Source organism: Streptomyces sp. NPDC052496 (assembly GCF_040679095.1).
Classification (GTDB): domain Bacteria; phylum Actinomycetota; class Actinomycetes; order Streptomycetales; family Streptomycetaceae; genus Streptomyces.
In genome coordinates, this window is the sequence record NZ_JBFAUH010000003.1 from 254,113 (window position 1) to 265,789 (window position 11,677).

The following is an 11,677-nucleotide window of genomic DNA, read 5'->3' on the forward strand; positions in this document are numbered from 1 at the left end:
GTGGACCAGGCGAAACGGGCAGTCGCTCCGTCGCCGCAACGACGCAGGCAGCCTCCATGATCTCAAGCTCCCGTAGAATCGGAATGTACGGCCCGGTTGAACGTGGAGAACGCTCGACCCGGAAGTCGACGGTTCTCAGGAGGCTCGGTAGTGACGAGCATGGGGCGTGCCCCTGCACGGGCGGACGCGCGACGCAACCGCGAGCGGGTGCTGCAAGCCGCCCGAACTGCTTTTGAAGAGCGGGGGTTGGGCGTACCGCTGGGTGAGATCGCGCGCCGTGCCGGGGTCGGCGCCGGAACCGTCTACCGTCATTTCCCGTCGAAAGAAGCGCTGTTCAGAGCCACGGTCGCGGACCGGGTGCGCCTGTTCACGGACACCGCAAGGGACTTGGCGGATGCGACGGACCCGGTCGCTGTCTTTTTCCGATTCCTTGCGTCGGTGGTACGGCTGGCGTCGCGGAACAAAGCGTTGTGTGACGCGCTGGAAGCGGCCGGCGAGGGTGGTTACGAGCCGTCGCCGCAGGTGGAGCATGACTTCACCGAGGCCTTGGGTGTGCTGCTCGTACGTGCCCAAGAGGCGGGCGGGGTAAGGAAAGACGTCGAGATCGACGATGTGCTGGGGCTGCTGGTCGGGTGCCTGTCGATGGAGCAGCGGCGGGTGTCGTCGGGGGCGCCGCAGGGGCGGATGACGACGTTGATGTGTGACGGGTTGCGGGTCGGCGGTAGCGTAACGAAACTGCCCCATCGGGCGCGCGGACGTAACGAAACGCGCTGTGAGGTGTGTGGTGGGCCTCTACCTGCCGCGCGTACGGGGCGGCCGGCGCGGTTCTGCGGCGGTGCCTGTCGGCAGAAGGCGCACCGGGCCAGGGCGCGGTCGGTGCGTAGGGGGGAGGAAAGCGGGGGCCGCGGCTGAGAGAAGAGCGCAGAAGGCCGCGGAAGAGCGCTGGTGGGGCCCGTACCCCCCGTACGTCCCGGGTGCCCGTTGGGCGGTTGTGCGGGGCGCCCGGGACGGACGGGGCAGGCAGGTGAGTGGGAGCGCGCTGCTGGGTGCGGGGTGGCGCCGGGTCAGAGCTGGAGCTTGAAGCCCAGGTGCGAAGCCTCGAAGCCGAGACGCTCGTAGAAACGGTGGGCGTCGACGCGCGTCGCGTCCGAGGTGAGCTGGACCAGCCGGCAGCCGAGGGTGCGGGATTCGGCGACCGCCCATTCGATCAACTGGGTGCCCAGGCCGCTGCCCCGCTCGTCCGCGTGGACGCGTACCGCCTCGATGATCGCGCGGCTGCTGCCGCGACGTGAGAGCCCCGGAACGACGGTGAGCTGGAGCGTTCCGACCGGGCGGTCACCGCGTACGGCGACGACCAGGTGCTGATGGGGATCGGTGGCCAGCAGCTCGTACGCCGCACGGTACGGGGCCAGGTCGTCCGGGGTCTCGCGGCCGGCGCCCAGCGCATCGTCGGCCAGCATCCCGACGATGGCCGGGATGACGTCCTCGGTCGCGGGGCGGATCTCGATGTCACTCATGGGCGGGACCATACGCACCCCTGTTCAGGCAGAGGGAGCGAGGGTTTCCACCGCGGCGACGAGAGGGGCCAGTTCGGGGCGCTTCGCGGCGTCCTGGAGTGCTTCGCGCAGCGCCGCGTCGTGCGTCGGGCGGGCCTCTTCGAGCAGCTGCCGGCCTTCGTCGGTGACGTTGGTGTAGATGCCGCGCCGGTCATCGGGGCACAGGTACCGGGAGAGCAGCCGGCGTTCTTCCAGACGCGTGACCAGGCGGGTGGTGGCGCTCTGGCTGAGCACGACCGAGTCCGCGACCTGGTGCATCCGCAGATGGCCGCCCGGGCCGTCGTGCTGCTCGCTGAGCACGTTCAGTACGGAGAACTCCCGGACGCTCAAGTCGTGCCCGGCCTGCAGCGCGCGCTCGATGTGTGACTCGATGCGGCCGTGCAGTGCGGAGAGCGCACACCAGCCCTGAGCGAGTGCCGGGGCGGTCGCGGAACCGGGCGGGCAGCCGGGGCCGGGCGCGGCCGTGTGTGTTTCCGCAGCTGCCGGCTCCTGGCGGCGTCGGTGCTGGTGCTGGCGCTGGCGCTGATTCGGAGTGGCATGGCCCGGAGGTTGCGGTTCGGTCGACTCCCGTTCCGTCTGCTGCGGGCCGGTCTGATCCTGCGCCGTCCGCTGCGGCCCCGTCTGCTGCTGGCCAGGCCGGGGTGCCTGCCGGATCTGCTGCGTCATCGAGGACCTCCTTACAGGGCGTTCGCCCCAGGATAGGCCACCAGCGCAATAGCACGCGTTTGCAAGTAACCCGCGTCTGCAATTATTGTCTACGCCTGTTGAAGCTGTACGCAATCGTTTGAAGGGATCCGTCATGCCCCTCGCTCTCCTGGCGCTGACCATCGGCGCCTTCGGGATCGGGATGACCGAGTTCGCGGTGATGGGGCTGCTGCCCGACGTGGCCGCCGGCTTCGGTGTCTCCATCCCCATGGCCGGCTATGCGACCACCCTGTACGCGCTCGGCGTCGTCGTCGGCGCCCCGCTGACCACCGCCCTCGGCACCCGCATGACCCGTAAGCAGATGTTGATGCTGCTGATGGCCCTGTTCGTGGTGGGCAACCTGCTCACTGCCGTGGCACCGGTCTTCGCGGTGATGCTGGCCGGGCGGATCGTTTCGTCCTTTGCGCACGGCGCGTTCTTCGGCATCGGATCGCTGGTGGCCGCGGACCTCGTCGCGCCGCACAAGCGGGCCGGCGCCATCTCGATGATGTTCGCCGGCCTGACCGTCGCCAACGTCGTGGGCGTACCGTTCGGCACCCTGCTCGCCCAGCAGATCAACTGGCGCGCCACCTTCGTCGCCATCGCGGTCCTGGGCGTACTCGGCTTCCTCGGCGTCGCCAAGCTGGTCCCGGCGCAGCCCGTGAAGGCGGCGTCCCCGATGGGCCAGGAGATCGCCGTCTTCCGAAACCCGCAGGTCGGGCTGGCGATGCTGATGACGATCCTCGGCTTCGGCGGCGTCTTCGCGGCCGTCACCTACCTCGCTTCGATGATGACCGAGGTCGCCGGCTTCGCACCGTCGTCCGTCATCTGGCTCACGGCTGTCTTCGGCCTGGGCATGGTGGGCGGCAACCTGGTCTCGGGGCGGTTCACCGACCGCCACATGATGCCGATGCTGTACGTGTCGCTGATCGGGCTCGCGCTCTCGCTGGCCGCGTTCAGTTTTGCGGCGCACGACAAGGTCGCCGCGACCGTCACCATTGCCCTGATCGGCGCCTTCGGCTTCGCGACTGTACCGCCGCTGCAGAAGCGGATCATGGACCAGGCTGCGGACGCCCCCACCCTCGCCTCGGTCGGCAACATCGCCGCCTTCAACTTCGGCAACGCACTCGCCTCCTGGCTCGGCGGCATCGTCATCGCGGCAGGCCTCGGACTGACCGCACCCAACTGGGTCGGCGTGGGGATGACCGTTCTGGCGCTGGGCGTCGCGGTTCTTGCGGGCGTGCTGGAGCGGAGGGGTGGGCGGGGAGACCAGAGTGGCCAGAGTGATCGAAGCGGCCAGAGGGGCCGGAGGGGGCTGAACGGTCTGAGCGGACAGGTTGTCGCTTCGGGGGCCGGGGACAAGGGCGGGGCCGAAGCCGGGGACGAGACCGGGGTCGAGGTCGGGGGCGTCACCGGGGGCGGACACAAGGCCGGGGCTGGGGTCTGAACTCAGGCTGAGGCCGAAGTCGGGTTCCGGGCCGAGGTTTGGAACTGAGGCTGAGGCTGACGCGGGGTTCGGCGCCGAGGCCGGCAGCGCTGGGGAAGGGGCTGCGGCGGCTGTACGGGGCTGAGGGGGGGCCGGTTGTTCCGGCCTGGCTGCCCTGGCCGGGCTGCCCCGTCCTGGCTGTCCTGGCTTCCCTGGCTGGCCCGGCTGTCCTACCCCGGCTGTCCCGTCCCGGTGACAGGAGCCCGCTCGGCCCCACGCGCTCTGCCCACGACAGCAAGCCATCTCACTTACACAACACACCCACCACAAGCACTACCGCACACAGGAGCACCAGCAATGAACACCACCCCCACCGTTCGCCCCCTCACCACCCACGACGCGGACGCCCTGATCGAGGCCGCGCGAGCTGCCGCCGCTGACCTCGGGGTTCAGGGCAGCGTCACCGTGCTGGACGCGGGCGGCCACCTGCTCGGCTTCCGGCGCGACGACACCGCCGTACTGATCTCGGGCGAGACCAGCACCCGTAAGGCGTACACCGCGCTGCAGCTGGACGCGCCGACCGCCGACCTCGTCGGCGCCGTACGGCCCGACGGCCTCTTCCACACGCTGCCCACCGCGCTCGACCGCCCGCTGCTGTTCATCGCGGGTGGCGTGCCGGTCCACCGGGACGGCCGGCTGATCGGCGCGATCGGTGTCGGCGGCGGTGCGCCGGAGCAGGACGACCGCATCGCCCGTACCGCGATCGAGGCAGCAGGCCTCAACTGACGACTCCACTCGAGGGCTTACCGGCTGCCCGATCGCGGGCCCTGGCCGACTGCGCGGCGCGCAGTCGGCTGCCGCGTTTGGTGAGGCCCCAGGGTTTGAGTACGGAGACGGCGGTGACGAAGAGGTACGTGGCCGTCGCGACGGAGGGCGCGGACACCATGCTCAACCCGGTGTCCGGGGTGCCGGCCACGGCGTCGGCAGCGAGTCGGTCGATGCCCGGGCGCAGGGAGAAGGCCGTCAGCAGGACGGTCGCCAGGGTCAACCAGAACTTGACGACGATCCAACGGTGGCGGGCCAGCCCCCAAGGCGTACCGAAGGACAACACCAGGCCGCTGACCAGTGCCGTCAGGGCCACCGGCAGGAGCAGCCAGTCGCTGAAGATCTTCATGGCGCGGTAAGCGGCCACGGTCGTGTCCAGCGATCCCGAGGTGTACCCGGTGACGCTGAGCGTGAGCAGGCCGAGCGTGAGCCCGAGCCAGCCGACGGAGACCGCGACGTGGATGACGAGGAGGGCGCGGCGCGCGGGCCGGCTGAGCTGCTTCATGCGATCCACGGTCGCGCCCGGCGGGCTGCGGGGCATCTGACAGCGGGAGTATCCCGTCGTACGCGCGGTTGAGTAGCGGTACGGGTCGTAACCGTGCCGGGTGAATGGCCGCGGCCCGGCGCGCCTCAAGGGGCAGATGCGACCCAGGGGTGAGGACGCACGCCATGGGACAGAGAGAACGCAACCCAGGGGACAGAACGCAACCCAGCGGACAGAACGCAACTCAGCGGACGGGAGGGCCCGCCGCGTCCTACGCTCCCCGGTATGGGGAAGCTACATCTATTCGACATGGACGGAACCCTGCTCCACGGCTCGGCGGCCTCCGTCGAGATATCCCGGCAGCTCGGACTGGACCGGGAGATCGCCGAGCTGGAGCGGGCCTTCATCGCCGGCGAGGTGACGCCACTGCGCTTCGCCGAGCTGGCGTGCGAACTGTGGGCCGAGCTGACCGAGGACCTGGTGACGGCGGCCTTCGAGGGCGCTCCCTGGCTGGACGGCATCCGGGAGGTGTGGGCCGACATCCGGGCGCGGGGTGAGCGGTGCGCGGTGATCTCCCTGTCCCCGGGGTTCTTCGTGGAGCGACTGAGGGGCTGGGGAGCGGACGCAGCGCACGGCTCGCGCTGGCCCGCGCTGCCTTTTCGGGAACCGGTGGAACCGGACGGGATACTTTCCACGTCTGCAAAGGTGAGGATTATGGATGAACTGTGCGCCGAGTTCGGACTGAGCCGGTCCGACTGTGTGGCGTACGGCGATTCCATGTCGGACACCGCCCTGTTCGCGGCTGTTCCCGTTTCTGTGGCGGTGAATGCGGACCACCATGTCAGCGGTCTGGCTTCATACGCGTACGACGGCCGTGACCTGCGCGAGGCATACGAACTCGTACGGGTCGGCGGGTAATTCCAGCTGCCTGCGGCCGTTTGGTGCAGCATGCCCGATGAATCGGGTTCCAGGGGCTGGGGCACGGTAATGGGAGAACCGCGAGAAACTGTTCTTAGTACGGGGGTTGTGGATTCAAGTACTGCGGGTATGGTCTAGTCCGGTTGGGCGGGCCGAGTGCTTCCGACAACCCGTAACCGTGCGGTGAGGCGTACGGCAGAGTCGTACGTGGAGCCCGCCACCCTAGTGGCAAAACGGTGTACCGCGCCCGGACTTTCCGGTGTTTGTCCGGTGTGCCGAGGCTGGGTGGCACGCTGCGGAGAAGGAGACCGCGCGCGGCGCCCGTAGTGCCGGTTGAACGTGCAGTGTCCGCTATGGAGGGTGTTGCCGGGAGAGCTCTGATCGATGAGGAATCCCGAAGCGGTGCGGGGGAATTGCGGGCACATTCCGGACTGTGGAAGTGCGAAGACGATCGAAAGACGTTCGAGGCGAGGCAGACCATGGACGCTCCGACCACCACGACAGCCGATGACGGCTCATCTGGCGGCAGCAGTGGCGATTGGGGATGGTTCACTCCGTCGAAGAAGCCCACTGAAGATCATCGCGGGGCTACGGTCGAACGGAGTGATCACAATGCCGAGTGCGCCGGGCGTACAGAGGGCGTGGGCGGGGCTGTCGGGGTAGAGGGCGAAGAGGACCAAGAGGGCCAAGAGGGCGCCAAGGCCGGCCTCCGCGCGGAGGCCAGCGGACGTGCGGAGATTGGCGAACGTGCGGAGACCGGCGAAGGGATACCCAGTCGGCCGGTCAGTTCCATCAGGCCGGTGGGTACGGCGGCGGAACGCGTACGGGCGCCTGAAGAGCACGGTGGCGGGAGCCCAGCGGGCGCGACTGTACGAGGCGGGGCGCCCGGTGCTCCGTCCGCTTCCCCTCCCCCTTCTCCCCTTCCCCCCGCCCACCCACCCGCCTCCACCACCTCCAGCCCAGCCCACACTTCGGGCACCAGCACGCCGTCGGCTGGGGCCTACGGCACCGGGCCTGGCGCTGGCCCCGGCACCGAAACCGGCACCAGTACTGGTGCCGGTACTGGCCCCGGCACCCGCACCGGTACTGGCTCGGGCGTTGGTGCTGGCCCCGGCACCCGCACCGGTACTGGCCCGGGCTCTGGTACTGGCCCCGGTACTAGCCCCGGCCCCGGTACTAGCCCCGGCCCCGGTACTAGCCCCGGCACCGGTACTAGGCCCGGCACCGGTACTAGCCCCGGCACCGGTACTAGGCCCGGCACCGGTACTAGCCCCGGCACCGGTACTGGCGCTGGCGCTGGCGCCGGCCCCGGAACCGGCGCCACCATGGGCGCAGCCCAGCAGGCCACCACCGCCACCGGCCGCCATGAGGCCACTGCCGCCACCGTTCGTGGGATCACCACGCCTCCGGGCATGAACGCCGCGCTCCCAGGCACCCTCGCCCCACCCCCAGACAGGACGGCCCCACCCCCAGGCACGCTCGCTCCACCCCCAGACAGGACGGCCCCACCCCCAGGCACGCTCGCTCCACCCCCAGACAGGCCCGCCCCACCCCCAGACACGCTCGCCCCACCCCCAGGCAGAACCGCCGCTCCCCTGGGCAGTAGCCCCGCTCCGCCAGGCAGGCACGCCGCACCCCTGGGCAGCAACTCCGCATCCCCAGGCGCGTCCCCCACACCTGCCGTCGAGCCCGCCCCGTCAACCGGCCCGGCGAGTGCCGCGTCCGCCGACGCTCGGACGTCCGGTGATGTATCCCCGGACGCGCGGCTCATCCTGCGGACGCTGGACGAGATCGAGCCCGTGGCGGACAAGGTCACCTCGTACTTCTACGCGTTGCTCTTCGTGCACCACCCTGGTTTGCGTGCGCTTTTCCCCGCCGCGATGGATGCCCAACGTGACCGGCTGTTCAAGGCGTTGCTCACCTCCGCGCAGAACGTCGACGACACGGACTACATCACCGAGTACCTTTCCCACCTCGGGCGTGGGCACCGTAAGTACGGCACACTGCCCGAGCACTACCCGGCCGTCGGCGAGTGCCTGTTGAGCGCGCTCGCCCGTTACGCCACCGGCAGTTGGAGCCCGGAAGCAGAGGCCGCTTGGGTGCGGGCGTACACCACCATCTCGCAGATCATGATCGACGCTGCCGCCGAGGACGATGCGGTGGCCCCCGCCTGGTGGCAGGCCGAGGTCGTCTCGCACGAGTTGCGTACGCCCGACATCGCTGTCGTCACCGTCCGGCCCGACCAGCCCTACCCCTTTCTGGCCGGTCAGTACGCCAGTGTGGAAACCCCCTGGTGGCCGCGCGTATGGCGGCACTACTCCTTCGCCGCGGCGCCCCGCTCCGACGGCCTGCTCTCCTTCCATGTGAAAGCCGTACCGGCCGGCTGGGTGTCCAACGCCATGGTCCATCGAGCCCGCCCCGGCGATGTCATCCGGCTCGGTCCCCCATCCGGTTCCATGACCGTAGACCACACCACTGACAACGGGCTGTTGTGCCTGGGCGGCGGCACGGGCATCGCACCGATCAAGGCCCTGGTCGAGGATGTCGCCGAGCGTGGCCACCGGCGCCCGATGGAAGTCTTCTACGGCGCCCGCAGCGGCCACGACCTCTACGACCTCGACACCATGCTCCGGCTCGAACAGCGCCACCCGTGGCTGTCCGTACGCCCGGTCGTCGCCACCGGACGCCCCGGCGGACCGGCCAACAGTCTCAGCGGGCAACTCCCCGACGCAGTGCGTCAGTACGGCCCGTGGCGGGAATATGACGCCTACTTGTCCGGGCCGCCCGGAATGATACGCAACGGCGTGGACGCATTGGTGGGGGTCGGTATTCCCTCCGACCGCATACGGCACGACTCCGTGGAAGAGCTGGTCGCGGCGGGAGATTGAGCATTGACGACACAAGGTGATCACGGCTTGGCGGCACATGGTGGGGACGGTTTGACGGCATACGGCGAGCCCGGCGAGCCCGGCGAAACCTCGGCTCCTGATGCGTACGGGTCTCCTGCTGCATGCGGGTCTCCTAGCACGTACGGGTCTCCTGTCACGTACGGAGCTCCTGAGGCGTACGGGGCCCCTGAGACGTACGCGGTCTCAGACGCGTACGGGCCCTCTGACACGTATGGGCTGGTGGAGACGGGTGAGGGCCCCGGAGGGCTCCCCGGGGCAGGAGTGCGGAAGGCGCGGCCGGGCAGTGACGGCGAGCATCTGGTGCAGCAGCGGCTCGGTACGACCGAACGCGCCGACCGGTTCTATGACGACCAGGTGCTCGACCATCTCAACGAGCGCATGCGGGAGTTCGTGGGGCGCCAGGAGATGTTCTTCCTGGCGACGGCCGACCGGCACGGGGAGTGCGACTCCACGTTCCGGGCCGGGCCGCCCGGGTTCCTCCAGGTCCTGGATGAGCGCACGCTCGCGTATCCGGAGTACCGCGGCAACGGTGTCATGGCGTCCGTCGGGAACCTGTCCGAGAACCCGCACCTCGGCATCCTGATGATCGACTTCACCCGCGACCGCATCGGCCTGCACGTCAACGGTCGGGCCCGGGTGGTCCTGGACGACGAGATGCGGGCGCGGCACCCGCAGTTGCCCGTCGATCCGGTGCCTGGCCGGCGGGCCCATCTGTGGGTCGAGGTCGAGGTTGAGGAAACGTATATTCACTGCGCGAAGCACATCCCGCACCTGCAGAAGGTGCCCCGGCAGGCGAGCGGGGCACGCGCATGGGGCACGGACGACGCCAAGCGCAAGGGCGGCGACTTCTTCGGCTCGGCGGCGGAGGCCGCTGAACGCCGGGGGGACGGAACGCGTCGCCGAGCAGGAGCAGGAGCAGGAGCAGGAGCAGGAGCAGGAGCAGGAGCAGGAGCAGGAGCAGGAGCAGGAGCAGGAGCAGGAGCAGGAGCACAGGTGCGGGCACCGGCGCTGGCACCGGCACAGGTAGCGGTAGAGGCAGGGCCGAAGGCTGATACACGGCGGGAGGCTGATGCGCGGCAGGAGACCGATACGCAACGGGAGACCAATACGCGGCAGGAGACCGATTCCCTCCCCGCAGCCGCCCCCGACCCCAGACAGCTGGAGCCTGTGCCCCGCCTGGAGCCCGTCGCCCTCCCGGAGAGCCGCCCGCGGACCCGGGAGGTGCGGGAGCAAGTCGAGCGGGAGGTCGAGCGGGTGCTCGCCCGTGCTCAGTCGCGCGGCCCCGCGGAGGCCGACGCGGACGGTTTCCGGGGCTGGTTCGGCTGAGACGCGGACGGCAGGATTCGCACCAGGAGAGGCGGCCGGTGGGGCGCGTGCGGTGAGAGCCACACAGTCCGCGTCACCCCAGGTCAGGCGCGTGCATCGCCCGTACGCCCTCGATGTTGCCGTCGAGGTAGTGGCGCAGGGACAGGGGGACGACCTCGGCCGTGGCGATCCCCACCCGCGTGAACGGCACCCGCACGATCTCGTACTGGCCGCAGGGCTCCTCCACCTCGGGCCCGTGCCGCAGGGAGGGGTCCATCGACTCCAGGCGGCAGACGAAGAAGTGCTGGACCTTGACCCCGTCCACCCCGCCGTCACTGATGTGCTCGACGGTGTCGACGAAGACCGGGACGACGTCGGTGATCTTGGCCCCCAGTTCTTCGTGGAGTTCGCGGTGCAGAGCGTCCACGACCGTGGCGTCCTCGGGTTCGACGCCACCGCCGGGAGTGATCCAGTACGGGGCGCGGCCCGGCTTGGTGCGCTTGATCAGAACGATGTCGGCACCGTCGAGCAGGATCGCGCGGGCGGTGCGTTTGACGACTGGCCGTACGGTCATACGGGACAGATGCCGCAGCCGGGGCTCCGTGAAACCACCGCCCCACCAGTCCGCCGAGGCGCGTCCCGCGCCGCGCCGCGGTCCCCTCACCATCGTGTGGCCGCCCGGAGCAGCCACTCATGGGTACGGGCGATGTGCGGCAGGGCCAGTGTTCCGGTCCGGGTGACCAGGAAGTACGTACGCAGAGGTGGCACCGGAGGATCGAGGAGGGCGACCACCTCGCCACTGTCCAGTGCCTCCGCGCACAGGTAGCGGGGCAGCACCGCCAGCCCGGCGCCTGCCGTGACACACGCCAGCACGGCCCGTAAGTCCGAGGCGATGACGGCGGCGGAGGCCGCGGGCGGCGTATCGAAGACCGCTGCCCAGTAGCGGGAGATCAGCGGAAGGCTTTCGTGGACCTCGACGAGCGGTACGGGGGCGAGCGCGCCCGCGCCCTTCACCTGGACGACTGCCGGTCCGCCGAGCCGGTCCGCCCACCGTGGGGCGGCTATCAGTACGTGCTCCTCGTCGCACAGCGGCGTCGCGGTGAGCAGGGCGCCCCGGGGCCTGGTGGTGGTGATCGCGAGGTCGTGGTGGCCGTCGGCGAGACCGGACAGCAGTTCATCCGCCGGCCCGAAGGCGGTCCGTACACAGAGGCCCTGGTCTATGAGCGGGGCGAGGGCCGGTAACGCGCGCTGGGAGGTGAACTCCGGGGGGCCGGCGAGGTGCAGGGTGCGGGTGGCGGACTCCTCGTCGAGTCCGGCTTCGGTGATCTCGGTGAGCGCGTCCAGGTGGGGCGCCACCTTGTGGGCGAGCTCGTCGCCGACGGTGGTGGGGGTGACGCCGCGGGCCTTACGGAGGAAGAGCGGGCGCCCCAGTTGCCGCTCCAGGGTGCGTATCTGGCTGGTCACGGCGGGCTGGGAGAGCCCCAGCAGAGCGGCGGCGCGGGTGAAGGAACCCGCTCGGTGCACCGTGACGAAGGTGCGTAATAAAGCGAGGTCCATCCGTACCTCCCTC

The 11,677-nt window shown here is 70.0% G+C and carries 11 protein-coding genes; 6 read left to right on the forward strand and 5 right to left on the reverse strand.

All coding sequences use genetic code 11. The features are described from left to right. Positions 1–159: 159 nt before the first annotated feature. On the forward strand, positions 160–912 hold the full coding sequence (locus tag AB0L45_RS06555; RefSeq protein WP_365837053.1) for a TetR/AcrR family transcriptional regulator: 753 nt from the start codon (positions 160–162) through the stop codon (positions 910–912). A 152-nt stretch (positions 913–1,064) separates the two neighbouring features. Here the strand turns inward: AB0L45_RS06555 and AB0L45_RS06560 are convergent, their stop codons facing one another. Further along, positions 1,065–1,517, reverse strand: a complete 453-nt coding sequence (locus tag AB0L45_RS06560; protein WP_365836773.1) for a GNAT family N-acetyltransferase — start codon at positions 1,515–1,517, stop codon at positions 1,065–1,067. A 24-nt stretch (positions 1,518–1,541) separates the two neighbouring features. Then, positions 1,542–1,940, reverse strand: coding sequence for a MarR family transcriptional regulator (locus AB0L45_RS06565; RefSeq protein ID WP_365837055.1), 399 nt, complete (start codon positions 1,938–1,940; stop codon positions 1,542–1,544). A 415-nt stretch (positions 1,941–2,355) separates the two neighbouring features. On the opposite strand from AB0L45_RS06565, the gene AB0L45_RS06570 reads away from it, so the two are divergent. Together AB0L45_RS06570 and AB0L45_RS06575 are read left to right on the forward strand one after the other, a co-directional pair. Further along, complete coding sequence (locus AB0L45_RS06570) at positions 2,356–3,687, forward strand: MFS transporter (protein WP_365836775.1); 1,332 nt, start codon at positions 2,356–2,358, stop codon at positions 3,685–3,687. 336 nt (positions 3,688–4,023) lie between these two features. Then, positions 4,024–4,452, forward strand: coding sequence for a heme-binding protein (locus AB0L45_RS06575; RefSeq protein WP_365836777.1), 429 nt, complete (start codon positions 4,024–4,026; stop codon positions 4,450–4,452). Here AB0L45_RS06575 and AB0L45_RS06580 read toward each other — a convergent pair. Next, positions 4,445–4,996, reverse strand: a complete 552-nt coding sequence (locus AB0L45_RS06580; protein WP_365836779.1) for a DUF2269 domain-containing protein — start codon at positions 4,994–4,996, stop codon at positions 4,445–4,447. The genes AB0L45_RS06575 and AB0L45_RS06580 overlap by 8 nt on opposite strands. Before the next feature lie 264 nt (positions 4,997–5,260). Between AB0L45_RS06580 and AB0L45_RS06585 the strand changes: the two genes are divergently transcribed. The 3 genes from AB0L45_RS06585 to AB0L45_RS06595 all read left to right on the forward strand — a co-directional run bounded on the left by AB0L45_RS06585 (position 5,261) and on the right by AB0L45_RS06595 (position 10,128). Further along, positions 5,261–5,893, forward strand: coding sequence for an HAD-IB family phosphatase (locus AB0L45_RS06585; RefSeq protein ID WP_365836781.1), 633 nt, complete (start codon positions 5,261–5,263; stop codon positions 5,891–5,893). A gap of 1,325 nt (positions 5,894–7,218) precedes the next feature. Next, positions 7,219–8,781 carry a globin domain-containing protein gene (locus AB0L45_RS06590; RefSeq protein ID WP_365836783.1) on the forward strand — a complete coding sequence of 521 codons (1,563 nt, stop codon included), beginning with the start codon at positions 7,219–7,221 and terminating at the stop codon, positions 8,779–8,781. 282 nt (positions 8,782–9,063) lie between these two features. Next, positions 9,064–10,128 (forward strand): pyridoxamine 5'-phosphate oxidase family protein, encoded by a 1,065-nt coding sequence (locus tag AB0L45_RS06595; RefSeq protein ID WP_365836785.1) that lies wholly within the window; start codon positions 9,064–9,066, stop codon positions 10,126–10,128. Between the two features lie 73 nt (positions 10,129–10,201). Here AB0L45_RS06595 and AB0L45_RS06600 read toward each other — a convergent pair whose 3' ends face one another. Then, entirely contained in the window at positions 10,202–10,681 is a 480-nt protein-coding gene (locus AB0L45_RS06600; RefSeq protein WP_365836787.1) for an NUDIX hydrolase, read from the reverse strand. Between the two features lie 86 nt (positions 10,682–10,767). Then, positions 10,768–11,664, reverse strand: a complete 897-nt coding sequence (locus tag AB0L45_RS06605) for a LysR family transcriptional regulator (protein ID WP_365836789.1) — start codon at positions 11,662–11,664, stop codon at positions 10,768–10,770. Positions 11,665–11,677 lie beyond the last annotated feature (13 nt).